The sequence below is a fragment of the Rhodococcus sp. ZPP genome (assembly GCF_017656075.1).
GTDB classification, from domain to species: Bacteria; Actinomycetota; Actinomycetes; order Mycobacteriales; family Mycobacteriaceae; genus Rhodococcus_F; species Rhodococcus_F oxybenzonivorans.
On the sequence record NZ_CP058638.1, the window covers coordinates 5,926,141 to 5,943,960 of the forward strand.

Consider the following 17,820-nt stretch of genomic DNA (forward strand, 5'->3'; position numbering starts at 1 on the left):
GGGTTAATCTCTGACTTCGCGGGCCGAGCCCAGGGGGGCAACCGGAAGTTCCGGATCGGATCTGATGCACGGTTCGGTCGGTTGGCGTCATGGGGGGACGGGCAGTGAGCACTATTCGCTTCGTGCGTAAAGCGCGGCGAGAAGTTCCGCGTATTCCGGGCGGCGAGGTGAGTCTGCAGGCTCCGCCGGAAATTCCGAGATTGGTCCCGGGAAATCTGCTCACGAAGCTTCTCCCCCTCGTGATGGTCGTCGCGATGGTCGGCATGATGGCGTTGATGTTCACGTCGGGTATGGCTCGCAACCCCATGTCGATGCTGTTCCCCCTCATGATGATGGTCTCGATGCTCGGCATGCTGGCGGGTGGCGGTCGCAGCGGTCCCAAGGCAGCGGAAGCGAACGAAGACCGCAAGGACTACCTGCGCTACCTCGATCAATTGCGGCGTGATGTCGCCGAGACCGGCGAGCAACAGCGCAAGGCGCTCGACTGGAGCCATCCCGAACCCGGCCTGCTCTGGACCATCGCGGGAACGGCCCGCATGTGGGAGCGCCGTGTCACCGACCCGGACTATTGTCATGTGCGCGTGGGGCGGGGCAGTCAGCGGCTCGCCACTCGTCTCATCGCGCCCGAAACGGGCCCGGTGGAAGATCTCGAACCCGTTGCCGCCGTGTCTCTTCGCCGATTCGTCCGCGCGCACTCGGTGGTCCAGGAGTTGCCCACCGCAGTCTCGTTGCGGGGGTTCGCCGCCATCTCCGTCGAGGGTGAGCGTGGGGCGGCCCGTTCCCTGGTCCGGTCGATGCTCATGCAATTGTGCGCCTTCCACGGTCCCGACAACCTGCTCGTTGCGGTCGTGTGCGGTCCCGATACCCAACACGAGTGGGAGTGGGCGAAGTGGCTGCCGCACGCCCAGCACCCGGATTCCTCCGACGGCGTGGGTTCTTCCCGGATGATCTACGGATCGATTCTCGAACTCGAGTCCGCGCTCGGCCCGCAGCTGGCCATGCGGAATCGCTTCTCCCGCAATGCTCCGGCTGCTCCGGGCGTGCCCCAGTTCGTCCTCGTCATCGACGGCGGAATCCTCGAAGGCGAGTCGGGCATGATCACCGACGGGGGAGTGGATTCGGTGACCGTCCTCGACATCGCCGGATTCTGCCCGCGGTTGACGGCCACCCGCGGTCTCCAGCTGGTGGCACAGGACGGGTCGCTCGGGGCCCGCAGCGGTACCGGTGTCGAGATGTTCGCGACGGCCGACCTCGTCAGCGCGCATCAGGCGGAAACTCTTGCGCGTCGCCTCGCGCCGTACCGCACGACGTCGCACACATCGGTCGACACGGGAGACGACGATCAACCCGCACAGACGTGGAGCCAAATGCTCGGTGTCGGCGACGTCGGCCGGCTCAACCCCGAGCACGCGTGGCTGCCCCGGCAGGGTCGCGCCCGCTTACGCGTCCCTATCGGCGTGGGAGTCGACGGGAATCCGGTCGAGATCGACCTCAAAGAGTCCGCGGAAAACGGCATGGGGCCTCATGGGCTGTGCATCGGAGCTACCGGATCGGGAAAGTCCGAGTTCCTCCGAACGCTGGTGCTGGGTCTCATCGCTACTCATTCGCCCGACGCACTCAACCTCGTACTGGTCGATTTCAAAGGTGGCGCCACCTTCCTCGGCCTCGAGAAGGCTCCCCACGTCGCCGCGGTGATCACCAACCTTGCCGAAGAACTGGCCATGGTCGACAGAATGCGCGACGCGCTCGCCGGGGAGATGAATCGCCGGCAGGAATTGCTACGCTCGGCCGGGAACTTCGCCAACGTCACCGACTACGAAAAGGCGCGTCAGGCAGGCGCAGACCTCGACCCGCTGCCGGCGCTCTTCATCGTGGTCGACGAATTCTCGGAATTGCTCAGTCAGCAGCCCGAATTCGCTGATCTCTTCGTGGCCATAGGACGACTCGGTCGATCGCTGCACATCCACCTGCTCCTGGCGAGCCAGCGACTCGAGGAAGGGAAGCTTCGCGGTCTCGACAGCCACCTCTCGTACCGGATCGGGCTCAAGACATTCTCCGCCAACGAATCGCGCACAGTGCTCGGTGTCCCGGACGCCTATCATCTGCCCGCCACTCCCGGCGCCGGTTACCTCAAGTGTGACTCGGCCGAAATCGTGCGCTTCCAGGCCTCTTACGTGTCGGGAACCTACGAGGGCGGTCACGTCGACAGCGTCCGACGGCCGGGCGAGGCGCCCGTCGAGCTGCGCCCGAAAATATTCACCGCCGCCCCCGTCGCCGTCGACGTCGTCGACATACCGGAAGAACCGTTCTCCCTCGACATCAACGAGGAACATGCGGAAACTCGGACCACCATCGACGTCGTCGTCGAACGCATCCGGAACCGCGGTTCGAGAGCGCACGAGGTGTGGCTTCCCCCGCTCGATGCGGCACCGACTCTCGACGCGCTGCTGCCGAGGTCGATACTCACCGAACCAGTCCCGGCGCTCAGTGCGCTGCGCGCACCTATCGGGATCATCGACAGGCCCTACGATCAGCGGCGGGACCTGCTTGTGGTGGACCTGTCCGGTTCCACCGGAAACATGGCGGTGGTCGGTGGCCCGCAGTCGGGGAAATCGACTGCGATCCGAACGGTGATCATGTCGCTCGCCGCCACTCATTCGGCCGAGCAGGTGCAGTTCTATTGCCTCGACTTCGGCGGTGGCACGCTTGCCGGACTGTCGGGCCTGCCGCATGTCGGTTCGGTTGCCAACCGTCTCGACGTCGACCGGGTTCGCCGCACCGTCGCCGAGATGAACACGATCGTGCGACAGCGTGAAGCCCGATTCCGCGACCTCGGTGTCGAATCCATGGCCGAATTCCGGCGACTACGCGCTGCCGATCCGTCCAGCGGCGCCCCTGCTGCCGGGGTCGCCGAAGATCCTTTCGGCGACGTGTTCCTCGTCGTCGACGGCTTCGGTAGCATCCGGCAGGACTTCGAAACCCTGGAACAACAGATCACCAACCTTGCGGCACAGGGCCTGTCGTACGGCGTCCACGTCGTCATCACGGCGTCTCGGTGGGGCGAAGTGCGGCCGGCCCTCAAGGACCAGCTCGGCACTCGCATCGAACTCCGGTTGGGTGATCCCGCGGACTCCGACCTCGGTCGTAAGACCGCTGCGCTCGTGCCGGAAGGCAGGCCGGGTCGAGGCATGACGCGCGACAGTCTGCATCTGCTGGTCGGCCTCCCCCGGATCGACGGGAACTCTGACCCCGCCGACCTTGCGTCCGGTGTCGCTCATGCCGTGTCCTCGATCGCTGCCACCACCCATGGCCGCCATGCTCCTGCCGTACGCATGTTGCCGGGACAGATCACTCGCGAGGCGGTTCTCGACGCCGCCGGTTCGTGGCCCTCCTATCTGGACCCGACCGAGAAGTGCCTCCAGATTCCGATCGGACTCGACGAGGCCGAACTGGCGCCCACATTTCTCAACTTCGCCGAGCAACCACACTTCCTGGTATTCGGGGACAGTGAATGCGGCAAGACGACGCTGCTGCGCAACATCTGCGAGGGCATCATGGCGTCCAACACCCCTAGGCAGGCGAAGATCATCCTCGGTGACTATCGGCGCACCATGCTGGGGGTGGTGGAATCGGAGCACCTCGCCGCCTATGCGCCGTCGTCGGGCGTGCTGACCAGGAACATGAATGACCTCGCGGTTGCGCTCGAATCGCGGATGCCGCACCCGCAGATCAGCCAGCAACAAATTCGAGAGCGTTCTTGGTGGACGGGGCCGGACATCTTCGTTGTCATCGACGATTACGACCTCGTCGTGACCTCGAGCGGCAATCCGGTGGCCGCGATCGTCGAGTACCTGCCCCATGCGAAGGACATCGGATTCCACCTCGTCATCGCGCGCCGTTCCGGTGGCGCGGCGCGGGCGCTGTACGAACCGGTCATTGCACGCATGCGTGATCTGGCATCCGCCGGCCTGGTGATGAGTGGAAGCCGAGACGAAGGCAACCTCATCGGAACCGTACGGGCAAGTGCCATGCCCCCCGGGCGGGGCACGTTGGTGACGCGCGGCGGCAGCGGACTGATCCAGCTCGCATGGATGCCACCGCAGTGAGGTCCGCGGTCGCGATTCACCTCACTGAATCCGGCATGTGGTCGTGTTGTCAGGACAGGGCGGTGGAGGGGCTGCCCTCGGTCCGTGTCGCAACCGACGGTTCGCTGATCACTTCGGTGCGCGAGACTTCTTCCACCGAGTCGTCACCGCTGTGCTCTATCGACGACGAGTACATCGATGTGGACGGTGGTATCGCTCCGGTCCCGGACGTGCTCGCCGCCGTCCTCCGAGCCGCGGTCGAGACCGTGGCGGGCGGACCGGCCGTCGGTGCGGTGCTGACCTACCCGACCGAGTGGGGCACGGCACGACAGCAGGTTCTGGCCGACGCCGGCTCGGCAATCGCCGCCGACACCGTGCTTGTCCCCGTGGCGGTTTCCGTAGCCGAAATAGCCGGCGTGGCCGAGCGCGACAGCACCTGGGCGGTAGTCGAATGCCGGGCGACGGGCACCACTTCCACTTACGTGGCGGCAACATCCGGTGACTACCGCGTCGTGGAAGTCGAGCACGAATCCTCGCTCGTCGTCGACGATCTCGATGGGCAGGCGGAGGCAATCACGGAGCTGGCCGGGCGCGTCTGCGGAGGCCGGGAGCTCGACGGCATTCTGCTGACGGACCACCTCGACACCCGGCATGATCTGGCACCTGTACGGCGTGCGGTCGTGGCTGCCTTCGGCCGTGAGGTACCCGTCGAGAGCGTGTCGGGTATGGACATCGTTCGCGCACTCGCAATGCCGCGCAGCGATGGGGTACACGAGCAATCGATCGTCGCGATACCTCAGAGGAATTGGCTCCAACCGGCTCTGCAGAGGGAGCAACAGGAACGGACGAGGAGGTCGTGGCCGACTTTAGTCGCGGTCGCAGCGGCCCTGGCGGTGGTGACCGGAGCCGGAGTTGCCTTCATCCAATCAACCCTCCATTCCGTCTCGACGTCGACCGTCGAGGGTGTTGTTGCAGAATCACAGTCGCCTTCGGCTCCGGCGTCGTCGTCCGCTGCACCATCGCGGTCCACGATTCCTTCGACGGCGGCGGGCACGGGACGGGAAGTGTCGGTCGGGGGAGTTCGACTCACGGCGCCCGACCGATGGCGGGAGCGACCACAGTCGGCGACACCATTCCGGATCGAACTGGTGCCCGACGGTGGCGCGGACAGACGAATCATCGTGACGCAGAACAACCTCCAGGGCGGTGCCGGGTACGACGAGGTCGCTGTCACGCTTGCGGCGAAAATCGCGCAGCGCGGCAGACCCGAGCTGTTCGCCGAACTGGAGAAGGACGTCGTGTTCGGTGGTAGACCGGGGATCACGTACAGCGAATTCCCGGACGAGAACTCCGCGGTGAGGTGGCACGTCGTCGTCGAACGTGACCTCCAGGTCAGCGTGGGATGCCAGTTCCTGTCGGCGGAATGGGCCGAAATCGAAGCCGAGTGTGAGCACGTCGTGCGGTCACTGGAAGTCGATGAGTGAACCCGACGGGCGGCAGAGCCGAAAACTTCCACAGTGGTGGAACCGATTGGACGGTTGATGCGTCCAATCATGTGTAGGGGTGGATCGGGCAGTCCAGTGGGGGCCGCCGCACCAGACGATCAGAAGGAGTTCCCATGGCGGGAGTTGTCACCGATGTCGGCCAGATGGAGGCCGCGGCTAACCACGTGGAGACGGTGAATGGGCAGCTGCAAGCCACTATCGCCGGCCTCAAGGGGCGTTGCGAAGAATCGTCCTCGGCTTGGGCGGGTGGCGCGCAGGATGCGTTCCAGGCACTGATGCTCCGCTACAACGATGCGTCCCGTCGGATGCAGGATTCGCTCGCCGAAATTGCCGTGAAGATTCGCGAGAACGGCAAGGGGTACGACGCCGCAGAGCAGGCCAACCAGGATGCCATCCATTCTGCCGGAGCTTCGGGATCGCTCGATCTCTGACATGCGTTCCGAGTTCGACACCGGTTACACAACAACAAGGAGCACGGAATGTCATTGAAGTACGGATTCGCCGAGCTGCAGGCCCTGGCGAGCGACATCAGGTCGAACGAGGGCAAGCTGCGCGAAACCCACGACGAGCTCCAGGGCTACGTGCAGGGTCTGGTCGCGCAGTGGGAGAGCGGTGCCCAGCAGAACTACCAGGCGGTGCAGGCCAAGTGGGACGGCGCACACAACGACCTGCTCCAGGTCCTCCAGACGATCGCCAAGGTCGTCCAGGACGGCGCTGTCGACATGCAGAGCGCCGAGGACAGGAACGCTGCTGCCTGGCTCTGACAATCCTGTGATATGCGACAGTGCCCCAGCAAGCGACGGATGCTGGGGCACTGTCGTCAGAGGTGCGGCGAAATATCGCGGTGACGTCAGCCGGCCGGTGGAATCAATCTGCTCAACACCACGCTGCTCTTCGTCTGGAGTACCGCTGGTTCCGACCGGAGATTTTCGAGCGTCCTCTCGAGGTGAGCGGTGTCGGTCGTCCGGACGCGCAGCAGTGCGTTGGCGTCACCCGTGATGGTGTACGCCTCCTGCACTTCGGCGTGTCGAGAGACGATGCGCGCGATCTCGACGGCGGAGGTACGTCCGTCGCAGTACAGCTCGACGAAGACCTCCACACCGTGTCCGAGTGCCTGCGGGTCGAGTGACGCGTGAAAACCGGTAATGACCCCTGAGTCGACCAGTCGGTCGACGCGCCGTTTCACCGCCGGAGCGGACAAGCCCACCTCGGCGCCGATGGTGGCAAAACTCGACCTCGCGTTGCGCTCCAGTTGCGCAACGATCAGTCGGTCCAAGGTGTCCAGGCGCAACGAATCGTCCATATAGAGCAACGCTAGCGCATTGATTGTCGCTGAGGGTGGGCGGATACTTTCTCTCAGCACCATCGGAGAACGGGGGGAACGTGCCACCGACTGTGGATATAGGCCCGGGAACTGCAGTGGGGGACGCGACCCGGCCTGTGGCGAGTGCCGACCGGCGCGGTTACCCCCGCACCTACCTGATGTGTCCGCCCACCTACTTCGATGTCGTCTACGCGATCAACGACTGGATGAGTCCGGGCGAGCAGGTCGATCGCCCCCGGGCACTCGCGCAGTGGCACACCCTGGTGGACACGTATCGAGCGCTGGGTCACGAGGTCGTGGTCATCGATGCCGTCGAGGGGCTCCCGGACATGGTGTTCGTCACCGACAGTGGCGTGGTGGTCGACGGTGTCGCTCTCGGCGCCCGCTACCGATGTGCTCAGAGGCGAGCGGAAGCGGGCCACGTTCTGCGATGGTTCCGCGAAAACGGACTGCTCACACCCAGATCACCGCGTTTCGTGAACGAGGGCGAGGGCGACTTCCTCGTGGTCGGTGACGTGATCCTCGGGGGTACCGGCTTCCGGTCCGACCCTCGATCCCATGCGGAGGCTGCCGCGCATCTCGGGCGTCCCGTGGTTCCGCTGACTCTGGTGGATTCGCGCTACTACCACCTCAACACCGCTCTCGGAGTACTCGACGATGCGACCATCGCCTACCTTCCCGCCGCCTTCTCTCCCGAGAGCCTCCTCCTGTTGCGCCGGATGTTTCCGGACGCGGTGATCGCCGACGAGAGCGATACGCAGTGGCTCGGCCTCAACCTGGTGAGCGACGGACTTCATGTCGTCTTGCCCGAGCAGGCGACGCGGCTGTCGGATCAGCTGGTGGACCGCGGCTACAACCCGGTACCGGTGGACTATTCGGAATTTTTGAAATCTGGCGGCGGAATCAAATGCAGCACAATGGAACTGCGCGGGTATCGCCAGTTCTGCGAGATGGGAAGCTGAGGGGTGAGGACCAATGTCGGACAGTGTCGTGTCGGTATCCGGTGCCACGCGTGAGCAGCTGGACCGGGCGGAGGACCACAGCGCGCACAATTACTCACCCTTGCCCGTCGTGATCGAGTCGGGCGCAGGTTGCTGGGTCAAGGACGTCGACGGCGTCGACTATCTCGATGTCCTCGCGGGGTACTCGGCCCTCAACTTCGGCCACGCACATCCTGCTCTCGTGCGCGTCGCTCGCGAACAACTGGGCCGACTCACCTTGACCAGTCGCGCGTTCCAGCACGACCGTTTCGCGCAGTACTGCGAAGACCTGAGCCGATTGTGTCGCAAAGAAGCCGTGCTGCCGATGAATACCGGCGCAGAGGCGGTCGAGACGGCGCTCAAGCTTGCCCGCAAGTGGGGGTACGACGTGAAGGGGGTGCCGCCGGGGCGAGCCGAGGTGGTCACCTGCTCCGGCAACTTTCACGGCCGCACCATTTCGATCGTGGGATTCTCCTCCGACCCGGACGCGTACACCGGGTTCGGGCCGTATCCCGCAGGTTTCGTCTCCGTCGAATACGGGAATGCCGACGCGTTCGAGTCGGCGATAACCGACGACACCGTAGCGGTGCTGCTCGAACCGATCCAGGGGGAGGCGGGCGTCCTCGTGCCCCCGGTGGGCTACCTCGCGGCGGTGCGCGAGGTGTGCACGCGTCGCGGCGTCCTCATGATCGCGGACGAGATCCAGAGCGGACTCGGCCGGACGGGGGAGACCTTTGCCTGTGATCACGAGAATGTGACACCCGACATCTACGTTCTCGGCAAGGCGCTGGGCGGTGGCCTCGTCCCCGTCTCGGCGGTCGTCGCCGATTGGCCGGTGATGCGCGTAATCGGGCCCGGGCAACACGGAAGCACTTTCGGTGGCAACCCCCTCGCGTGCGCTGTGGGCAGTGCCGTGGTGGCGCTGCTCGAGACCGGGGAGTATCAGGAGCGCAGCCGCCGGTTGGGTGCCTACCTGCACGGCATGCTGCGCGAGCTGCCCGTCCGCCATGTTGCAGAAGTACGGGGGCGTGGGCTGTGGGCCGGTGTGCAACTGGCCGAGGGGATGCCCTCCGCGAGGGCAGTGTGTGAACGCCTTCTCGCGCGCCGTGTGCTCGCGAAAGATGCGCACGAGGGAACGATTCGTATCGCCCCGCCGCTGGTGGTCGAACGTGACGAGCTGACCTGGGCGGTCGAACAGCTGGCTGACGCGCTCGCCGAGTGAATTTTGACCCGGAGGCGCCGCGACCGGTATCGTTCTCCGTTGGCGTGCCGTGCGTCGCTGTGTCTTCATGCCACAGTGGCTGGCGGTTCTCGGGTCTCAACTGGCCGCCGGGAATCGCTCGACGATACGCAATGGCCAGCAGCGGATTGAACAAGACGAGGAAGTTCTGTGTCTACGTACACCCCGAAGGCCGGAGATGTGACCCGCACGTGGCACGTCATCGACGCCACTGACGTGGTGCTCGGCCGCCTTGCCGTCCAAGCAGCCAACTTGCTGCGCGGCAAGCACAAGCCCACCTTTGCACCGCACGTTGACGGCGGCGACTTCGTCGTCATCATCAACGCCGAGAAGGTTGCCATCAGCGGCAACAAGCGTGACGGCAAGTTCCTGTACCACCACTCCGGACATCCCGGTGGTCTCAAGTCCCGCTCCGTCGGCGAGGTTCTCGACAAGAACCCCGACCGCCTCGTGGAGAAGGCCATCATCGGCATGCTCCCCAAGAACAAGTTGGGTCGCGCCATCAGCAGCAAGCTGAAGGTCTACGCGGGCCCCAACCACCCCCACGCCGCGCAGCAGCCGGTGCCATTCGAGATCAAGCAGGTGGCCCAGTGACGGCGCCGGAGGAGCAGAACGTGTCCAATCCCGAAGAGATCACCGAGGCTGTCGAGGTCGCGGCGGACGAGTACGTGTCCGTCGAAGAGCCCGAGGTTGCCGAGGACATCGAGGCCGCTGCTGCTCCGCAGGCCCCGATCGTGATCGATCGGCCCATCCAGACCGTCGGTCGTCGTAAGGAAGCGGTTGTCCGCGTCCGTCTGACCCCGGGCTCCGGCCAGTTCAAGCTCAACGGCCGCACCATCGAGGATTACTTCCCGAACAAGGTGCACCAGCAGCTGATCAAGGCTCCGCTCGTTACGGTTGAGCGTGCCGAGTCGTTCGACATCGTCGCCCTGCTCCACGGTGGCGGACCGTCCGGACAGGCTGGCGCACTGCGTCTCGCCATTGCCCGCGCGCTCATCGAGGTCACCCCCGAGGACCGTCCGGCGCTCAAGAGTGCCGGCTTCCTCACCCGTGACGCCCGCGCCGTCGAGCGCAAGAAGTACGGCCTGAAGAAGGCCCGTAAGGCATCTCAGTACTCCAAGCGCTGATATGTCGCCGAAGCCGCCCTCCGGGGACGGCTTCGGCACCTGTTCTTCCCGAGAGCAGGCGTCCTTCGTTACCGGACGCCTGCTCTCGCGCTTTATCCGAGATGTAGTGGTTTCCGAGGTACAAGGGGTCTGGTCTATGGGGCGGTTGTTCGGGACGGATGGGGTTCGCGGGCTGGCGAATACGGAGCTGACCGCCGAATTGGCGTTGCAGATCGCTTCCGCCGCTGCCACGGTGCTGGCATCACCGGATTCGGGACGGGCCACCGCTGTGGTCGGCCGTGACCCGCGAGCCAGCGGCGAGATGCTCGAAGCAGCCGTTGTCGCCGGATTGACGTCGGCGGGTGTCGACGTCTTGAACGTCGGCGTTCTCCCCACTCCTGCGGTGGCGTACCTCACGGCAGAGCTCGACGCTGCACTCGGTGTGATGATCTCCGCCTCGCACAACCCTATGCCCGACAACGGAATCAAGATCTTCGCCGCGGGTGGGCACAAGCTCGACGACGAAGTCGAGGACCGTATCGAATCGGTCGCCGTCGGCACGACGACCAAGCGAGCGCCCACCGGAGCCGGCATCGGGCGCGTGCGAGTGGTGTCGGACGCCGCCGATCGGTATCTGCAACACCTGGCCACGGCCCTGTCTCACCGCCTCGACGGCCTCACCGTCGTGGTCGACTGCGCGCACGGCGCCGCCTCGGCTGTGGCGCCGACCGCCTACCGCGCCGCCGGCGCGAACGTCATCGCGATCAACGCCCAGCCGGATGGGCTCAACATCAACGACAACTGCGGCTCCACGCACCTCGAGAGCCTGCAGAAGGCCGTGGTGGAGCATGGCGCAGACCTCGGCCTCGCGCACGACGGGGACGCGGACCGCTGCCTCGCGGTCGACGCCGGTGGCTCCCTGGTGGACGGTGACGCCATCATGACCGTCCTGGCCCTCGGCATGCGCGACACCGGCGAGTTGGTCGACAACACGCTTGTCGCCACTGTGATGAGCAATCTGGGGTTACACATCGCAATGCGCGAGGCGGGTATTGCGCTGATCACCACCGCGGTCGGTGACCGCTACGTGCTCGAAGGACTCCGGGCGGGCGGTTTCACTCTCGGCGGTGAGCAGTCGGGGCATGTCGTGTTGCCGGCGTTCGGTACCACCGGTGACGGGATTCTGACCGGCCTGCGACTGATGGGCCGAATGGCACAGACGGGGCGGCCGATCGCGGAACTGGCATCGGCGATGACGACCCTACCCCAGGTACTGGTCAATGTGCGAGTCGCCGACAAGCGTGCCGTGGCCGCATCTCCCGTCGTTCTGGATGCCGTGGCGGCGGCGGAGCGGACGTTGGGTGATCAGGGTCGTGTACTGCTGCGACCTTCCGGAACCGAACAGCTCGTGCGCGTGATGGTGGAGGCAGCGGACCTCGACTTGGCTCAACGCCTCGCCGACAACCTGGCAGGTACGGTCGCCTCGGTCTGAGTGGCGCAGCGTATCGGTCGGTGTGGGGAACCGATCGGCGTGCCGGCGCGTCTAAAGCAGTAGGTCGTGAAGAGAGGGTGGGGGCATGAGCGATGGACTCGAGGTCGACGTCAGGGCGGTGGCGAGCGTTGGCGCGCGGATGGTGCGCTCAGCGGAGATGCTGAGGCAGCAGGCAATCGACGCCGGCCGGCTGGAGTTCGGCGGTGTACAGGCCGGACGCGACTATTGTGCTCTCGGCGACGAGCTACGGAACGCGCTCGCAGTCGTGTCCGTGGCACTCGACGAGTGGGCAACCGAAACGGAGGCCATCGGTAATAACTTCCGAGCCGGCGCCACGCGTTATGCAGGCACGGACGGTGCCTTTGCCGACGGCCTCGACGGGGTGCTTCCGTGACGACGGATGCGGCTTCGTTGATGGACGATCCGACGCTGAGCCGTGACTACAAGGAGCAGCTCCTTCAGGCCTGGGCCTCGTCCCGCGAAGAGGATGTGGCGTTGTGGCAGCCCTACTTCGACGCGTACGGCATCGACAGACGCGAACGCACGCCGTCCGCCGACGAGCGTTACATCGCACTCCTCGCGGATGGGAGCGATGCCCGATCTGCTGCCGCCGACCGCCTCCACTTGGAGGATTGTTTGCGACCGGATTCGCTCAATGTCCCAGGCGACATGCTGGACCTCGGAGCACGGGGGCTCGAGTTCTTCGAGATGTTCCTTCCTGCCGCACAGAAGCTGCAGTACGACGGTCGCGCGATCACGGAGTACTACGCCCGGTTCGACGCCGAGCGGGGCATGGACCTTCACGTGCTCGGCCGGGACATCGACACGCTGCAGCACACCCTCGACTCTGCGCGCAGGGAACTCGAGGAGCACGAGGCGTGTGTTGCTGCGGTCAGCGCCGCGTGGAGTGGGGATGCGGCCGCCGCCGCGATCGATGCCTCGGGCCGCCGGAATGCCCGGACAGTGGCCGATGTCGACCGGTTACGCGGACTGATCGACGTGCTGTTCGAGGCGAACCTCACCCTCAGCGCCGCAGTGACGGACAAGGCGTACAGGGTGGTGTCGCTGCACCAGCCCACTGTCGCGGGCTACAGCGCAGCCCAAATCGCAGTGCTGGCCGACATCGCCGTGCACGGCCGGGATGGAGACAACTCCGTCGCCAAGGATTGCATGGAAGACGCGTCGTACTGGTTTCCCGAACTTGCCGACGACGACTACCGGCACATCAACGGCTTGTACAAGGACGGGGGAGGCGGCGCTCTGCGGTGGCTCGACCGAGACGACGTCGTGAAGCGAGCGGCAGGTATCGCCCGCGCGTGGCTCGACGCGCACTTCCGGCCGGTCTACGAAGAGAAACAGCGCGAATTCGCGGCCGCGTGCGAGGCCTGCGCAGACACCGTGGAAGCGTCGTATGCGGCGGTGATCGCTGAAGCCGGAATGTTGCAGTCGGACAGCGATATTCGCTCCGTGGATCGCACCGCTCCGGGGCACTCTCCGGCTCCGCCGCCTCTCGACGCCCCGGGAACTCCCGTCGACGCTGCGCCGACAGCTCCTGCCGGTGCTCCCACTGTCACCGCGCCCGTGGGATTCGCTGGGCAACCGGCGGGATGGAGTTCGCCGACGGGCACGACTCCGAGTGGCACCGCCCACCCGGCACCGGTGACGGCACCGACGACGGCGCCGATCGGTCCCGGCAACGGAGGCCGGGACCTAGGAGTTCGAGACGTAGGAGTGGGAACGCGGGATGTACATACCGAACCCGCGACGTCCTTGCCCGCAGCCTCTCCTCCCGTGCTGCCGAGTCTTGGCGGTGTGCCAGGTCTGGCCGGTGTGCCGGGTTTTGCCGGTGTTCCCGGCATCGGGGGTATGACCGGATTCGGTGACCTCCCCGGGGCGGTGCAGGGGTTGGCCGGTGGACTCGGCGACCTGGGGTCGCTGATCCGTCCACTGATAGAGGACGCGGTTTCGGCTCTCACCCGTCGGGACGATGACGGGGATGTGGGGGCGGAGGAGGAGCCCGACCGCGAGGACGAGCGCGACCCGGGTGTCGACGGCGAGGGCGGACAAGCGTTGCCTACCACTCCCGACAAGAGCCTCGAGCTGAAGCTCGACGGCAAGTCATGGACACTTGTCGTCGACGAAGACGGTGCCGGAGTTCACCTCGACATCATCGACGGCCAAGGCGCCACGTCCCGCTTCCGTGTGGAGATCGGTCCGAACGGTCTGCCTCAGATTTTCGCAGAAACCCGTTCGGGGGAGTACCCGCTGCACCAGGCGGCGGCTGCGCCCGAGCCCGCGTCCGGCACCGACGCGCCGCAGACCGGCGCTGTCGACGCCAGACCGCCCGCCGCTCCCGACGTCAGCCAACCTGAACCTCACGAGGCCGAGCAGGCGCCGCCGGAGCCCACCACCGCACCTGGTCCGCAGCCGGTGACCATGCAGAACGAGCCGCTTCCGGAAACGCTCACAGTCCCTGAGCCTGCACCTGCACCAGAGCTTGCCAGCGGCCCGTCGGCGACGCTCGACAGCGGTGCAGAACTCGCCGAGGCCGGACCGCTGTGAGCGAGCGGGCCGCACAGTTGCGCGCTCGACGTGCGCAGATGAGGGCGGAACTCGCGCTGTTTCGACGACGACTCGAAGAGCAGCGGGTGCGAGACGAGGCAGAAGCCACGCGACGACGGCAGTGTGCGGGGCGGCACCCCGCACACGCGAGCACGGCGACAGACGCGGTCGCACCTGGTCGCAGCGCAGCCGAGGACGACGACGAGTTTTATCGTCCCCGGAGCTGGCTCGTCGAGTAACGCCGGAACAGCCGGAGCCGTCGTAGAACGCTCAGATGTGGGGAATCAGTCCCTGGAAGCCGGCGTCCGTATTGATCTCCTGCGGATCGACAACCGTGGTGCGGGGGATGTGCGCCTCGGCGTCCGCGAAGGCCGCGTATTTCTTGTCATTCGTCAGCTCGTAGAGCAGGAACCCGGTCAGCAGCGCCCGCGTCACCTGCTGCGTCTTGCGCTCGGATCCACCGATGCCGAGTGCGCCGAGGAGTCGACGCCCCTCGGTCAACCCCGAATCCGTTGCGCCATCCACGGCTCGCAGTACGGATTCGCCGCCCCACGCCTCGGTGAGGGCCTTGGCGTTGCTGTTCATGGTGTCGATATCCGCGCCCGCCACGATCAGCCCCGGAACTGTGATCTTGGGCGCATACTTCTCCGCCTTCGGGGCGGTCGGCGCCGGGAACAATGCGGCCACCGCGGTCACGTCACGCTGTGCGGCGGCGAGCACCGCCGCGCCCGCACCCATACCGTGGCCGGCAAAGGCCACTCGATCCGGCTGAACACTGATCTGGCCGGGTCCCAGCCGGACACCGACACAGATGTCGAGAGTGGCCCGCAGATCGGTCGCGAGGCCCAGGTGTGAAGGCACCGGGCCCCGCTCACTGTTGGGCGCGGCAACGACAATGCCCCAGGACGCAAGGTGCTCCAGCGTGTTCCGGTAGTGGTCAGCTCCGGTCATCCACCCGTGCGCAAAAGCCACCGCAGGCAAGTTGAAGCCGGACTCGGGTGTATAGACGACTCCCGGCTGTCCAGCCAGCGCGAGGTCTCCCCGCAGCACGCGGTGCGGTCCCCGCTTCGACAGTTCCCGGGCCAGGTTCTTCAGTTTCGGCGCCACGGAGAGAACGTTATCCGATCACCTCCCCAGGGACGGAGTCCCCGCGCCGACCACACAGGGACGGAGTCCCCGCGCCGACCACACAGGGACGGAGTCCCCGCTCCCCGCGTCGCGTCGGTGTCCGACTTCGCCGCACCGTCCGCTCCAAGTACCCTGATGAACCATGTGCGGAATCGTGGGATACGTCGGCCACCGGCAGGCTCTGTCTGTTGTGGTGGAGGCTTTGCGGCGGATGGAATACCGCGGATACGACTCTGCAGGGATCGCCGTGCTCGACGGGAAGGGCGGTATGGCCGTCGAGCGAAAGGCCGGTCGCCTGTCGAACCTGGAGGCCGAACTCGACGAGGTGGGTGCCGAGAAATTCGCCGGGAATACGGGAATCGGGCACACCCGTTGGGCCACGCACGGTCGCCCGACTGACCGGAACGCCCATCCGCACCGGGACACGACCGGAACCGTCGCCGTCGTACACAACGGCATCATCGAAAACTTCGCGCCCTTGCGCGCCGAACTCGAGCAGGCGGGCGTCGACCTCTCCAGCGACACCGACACCGAGGTCGCGGTGCACCTGGTGTCGCGGGCTTATGCGTCCGGTGAGACCGCCGGGGACTTCGTGGAGAGCGCCCTGAGTGTGCTCCGCCGCCTCGAGGGAGCATTCACCCTCGTCTTCACCCATTCCGACCATCCCGACACCATCGTGGCCGCGCGTCGTTCGACTCCGCTGGTCATCGGTGTCGGCGAGGGCGAGACCTTCCTCGGCTCCGACGTCGCGGCATTCATCGAGCACACCCGGGATGCGGTCGAGCTGGGCCAGGACCAGGTAGTGACCATTACCGCGGACGGCTACTCGATCCTCAACTTCGACGGAACGGTCGCTGTGGGCCGCCCGTTCCGCATCGACTGGGATCTCGCTGCTGCCGAAAAGGGTGGCCACGACTACTTCATGCTCAAGGAGATCGAGGAGCAGCCGGCCGCCGTCGCCGACACTCTCCTCGGGCACTTCGCGGACGGCAAGATCGTCCTCGACGAACAGCGGTTGTCGGACCAGGAGCTGCGCGACGTCGACAAGGTCTTCGTCGTCGCGTGCGGCAGCGCGTACCACTCCGGATTGCTCGCCAAGTACGCAATCGAGCACTGGACCCGGCTGCCTGTCGAGGTGGAGCTGGCCAGCGAGTTCCGTTACCGCGACCCCGTCCTCGACCGCTCGACGCTGGTGGTGGCGATCTCCCAGTCCGGTGAGACTGCCGACACCCTCGAGGCGGTGCGGCACGCCAAAGACCAGAAGGCGCGCGTCCTCGCGGTCTGCAACACCAACGGTGCCCAGATTCCCCGCGAAGCCGACGCCGTTCTCTACACCCGTGCCGGTCCGGAGATCGGCGTGGCGTCGACCAAGGCGTTCCTTGCGCAGGTCACCGCGAACTACCTCGTCGGTTTGGCGCTGGCCCAGGCTCGCGGCACCAAGTACCCGGACGAGGTGGCGCGCGAATACGCCGATCTCGAGGCGATGCCGGAGCTGGTGAGCCGGGTCCTCGCGACGGTGGGTCCGGTGCGGGCGCTGGCTCGGGAACTGGCGTCGTCGTCGACGGTGCTGTTCCTCGGCCGGCACGTGGGTTACCCGGTGGCGCTCGAGGGCGCGCTGAAGCTCAAGGAACTGGCGTACATGCACGCCGAGGGCTTCGCCGCCGGTGAACTCAAGCATGGCCCGATCGCGTTGATCGAGGACGGGTTGCCGGTCATCGTCGTGATGCCCTCTCCCAAGGGTCGCGCGGTGCTGCACTCGAAGCTGCTGAGCAACATCCGGGAGATTCAGGCGCGCGGTGCGCGGACCGTCGTGATCGCGGAGGAAGGCGACGAGGCCGTGCGGCCGTTCGCCGACCACCTGATCGAGATTCCGGCGGCGCCGACGTTGCTGCAGCCGTTGCTCTCGACCGTGCCGTTGCAGGTCTTCGCCGCCGAGGTCGCGCAGACGCGCGGGTACGACGTGGACAAGCCCCGAAACCTCGCGAAGTCCGTCACGGTCGAATAACGGCTCCGCTCAGGTGACGACGATGGTGCCGCGCATGTCGGGGTGCAGGGAACAGGTGTACTCGTAGGTTCCGGGCTCGGTGAAGTTGTAGGTGAAGCTGCCCGTCTGCATCAGGGGACTGCGCAGTACACCCTTCGCCTCACCGACGCCCGCCACGTCGTGGGTGACGCCGCGATCGTCGAAATTCCAGGTGACGGTCTCACCTACCCGGACCGTCAGCCGGGCGGGCGAAAAGGCCATGCCGGAGACCTCGACGACCGGACCGCTGGGCTGCTCGTTCACCCCGGCGGATTCCGAACTGCAGCCGGCGAGTGCACTCGCGGCCGAAATGCTTGCGGCCAGAGCGACTCCGACGATCCGGGACCTTGCACGTTCACGCATGCCGTCGAGCGT

The 17,820-nt window shown here is 66.0% G+C and carries 15 protein-coding genes; 12 read left to right on the forward strand and 3 right to left on the reverse strand.

The genetic code is table 11. From position 1 onward, the window contains the following. The first annotated feature begins 104 nt into the window (after window positions 1-104). From eccCa to HYG77_RS27235, 4 genes are all read left to right on the forward strand, one after another. Window positions 105-4,106, forward strand: coding sequence for a type VII secretion protein EccCa (gene eccCa / locus HYG77_RS27220; RefSeq protein WP_244373266.1), 4,002 nt, complete (start codon window positions 105-107; stop codon window positions 4,104-4,106). Then, a complete protein-coding gene (locus HYG77_RS27225) occupies window positions 4,088-5,569 on the forward strand; it encodes a type VII secretion-associated protein (protein WP_208961193.1) in 1,482 nt (493 codons plus the stop codon). The genes eccCa and HYG77_RS27225 overlap by 19 nt, the downstream gene beginning before the upstream one ends. 134 nt (window positions 5,570-5,703) lie before the next feature. Beyond that, window positions 5,704-6,021 carry a WXG100 family type VII secretion target gene (locus tag HYG77_RS27230; RefSeq protein ID WP_109331549.1) on the forward strand — a complete coding sequence of 106 codons (318 nt, stop codon included), beginning with the start codon at window positions 5,704-5,706 and terminating at the stop codon, window positions 6,019-6,021. A gap of 48 nt (window positions 6,022-6,069) precedes the next feature. Continuing rightward, window positions 6,070-6,354, forward strand: a complete 285-nt coding sequence (locus HYG77_RS27235; protein ID WP_109331548.1) for a WXG100 family type VII secretion target — start codon at window positions 6,070-6,072, stop codon at window positions 6,352-6,354. An 86-nt stretch (window positions 6,355-6,440) separates the two neighbouring features. Here HYG77_RS27235 and HYG77_RS27240 read toward each other — a convergent pair whose 3' ends face one another. Continuing rightward, window positions 6,441-6,893 carry an Lrp/AsnC family transcriptional regulator gene (locus HYG77_RS27240; protein WP_109331547.1) on the reverse strand — a complete coding sequence of 151 codons (453 nt, stop codon included), beginning with the start codon at window positions 6,891-6,893 and terminating at the stop codon, window positions 6,441-6,443. Window positions 6,894-7,009: 116 nt separating this feature from the next. On the opposite strand from HYG77_RS27240, the gene ddaH reads away from it, so the two are divergent. The 7 genes from ddaH to HYG77_RS27275 all read left to right on the forward strand — a co-directional run bounded on the left by ddaH (window position 7,010) and on the right by HYG77_RS27275 (window position 14,294). After that, window positions 7,010-7,876, forward strand: a complete 867-nt coding sequence (gene ddaH / locus HYG77_RS27245; protein ID WP_244373269.1) for a dimethylargininase — start codon at window positions 7,010-7,012, stop codon at window positions 7,874-7,876. A gap of 13 nt (window positions 7,877-7,889) precedes the next feature. Beyond that, window positions 7,890-9,116: an ornithine--oxo-acid transaminase gene (gene rocD, locus HYG77_RS27250; protein ID WP_109331546.1), complete on the forward strand. Its 1,227-nt coding sequence runs from the start codon at window positions 7,890-7,892 to the stop codon at window positions 9,114-9,116. A gap of 168 nt (window positions 9,117-9,284) precedes the next feature. Continuing rightward, the gene (gene rplM, locus HYG77_RS27255; RefSeq protein WP_208961194.1) at window positions 9,285-9,728 is read left to right on the forward strand and encodes a 50S ribosomal protein L13; all 444 of its coding nucleotides are present in this window, start codon (window positions 9,285-9,287) and stop codon (window positions 9,726-9,728) included. Next, complete coding sequence (gene rpsI / locus HYG77_RS27260) at window positions 9,725-10,261, forward strand: 30S ribosomal protein S9 (protein ID WP_109331534.1); 537 nt, start codon at window positions 9,725-9,727, stop codon at window positions 10,259-10,261. Before rplM ends, rpsI begins: the two co-directional genes overlap by 4 nt. 136 nt (window positions 10,262-10,397) lie before the next feature. Beyond that, on the forward strand, window positions 10,398-11,732 hold the full coding sequence (glmM, locus tag HYG77_RS27265; protein WP_208961195.1) for a phosphoglucosamine mutase: 1,335 nt from the start codon (window positions 10,398-10,400) through the stop codon (window positions 11,730-11,732). A gap of 85 nt (window positions 11,733-11,817) precedes the next feature. Further along, the gene (locus tag HYG77_RS27270; RefSeq protein ID WP_109331526.1) at window positions 11,818-12,126 is read left to right on the forward strand and encodes a type VII secretion target; all 309 of its coding nucleotides are present in this window, start codon (window positions 11,818-11,820) and stop codon (window positions 12,124-12,126) included. Beyond that, window positions 12,123-14,294, forward strand: a complete 2,172-nt coding sequence (locus tag HYG77_RS27275) for a hypothetical protein (protein ID WP_244373271.1) — start codon at window positions 12,123-12,125, stop codon at window positions 14,292-14,294. Before HYG77_RS27270 ends, HYG77_RS27275 begins: the two co-directional genes overlap by 4 nt. Before the next feature lie 270 nt (window positions 14,295-14,564). Here the strand turns inward: HYG77_RS27275 and HYG77_RS27280 are convergent, their stop codons facing one another. Then, window positions 14,565-15,401 carry a dienelactone hydrolase family protein gene (locus HYG77_RS27280; RefSeq protein WP_109331524.1) on the reverse strand — a complete coding sequence of 279 codons (837 nt, stop codon included), beginning with the start codon at window positions 15,399-15,401 and terminating at the stop codon, window positions 14,565-14,567. A gap of 163 nt (window positions 15,402-15,564) precedes the next feature. Here HYG77_RS27280 and glmS point away from each other — a divergent pair, with 163 nt between their 5' ends. Then, window positions 15,565-17,427: a glutamine--fructose-6-phosphate transaminase (isomerizing) gene (glmS, locus tag HYG77_RS27285; protein ID WP_109331523.1), complete on the forward strand. Its 1,863-nt coding sequence runs from the start codon at window positions 15,565-15,567 to the stop codon at window positions 17,425-17,427. Between the two features lie 9 nt (window positions 17,428-17,436). Here the strand turns inward: glmS and HYG77_RS27290 are convergent, their stop codons facing one another. Continuing rightward, on the reverse strand, window positions 17,437-17,808 hold the full coding sequence (locus HYG77_RS27290) for a cupredoxin domain-containing protein (RefSeq protein WP_109331522.1): 372 nt from the start codon (window positions 17,806-17,808) through the stop codon (window positions 17,437-17,439). Window positions 17,809-17,820: the final 12 nt, after the last annotated feature.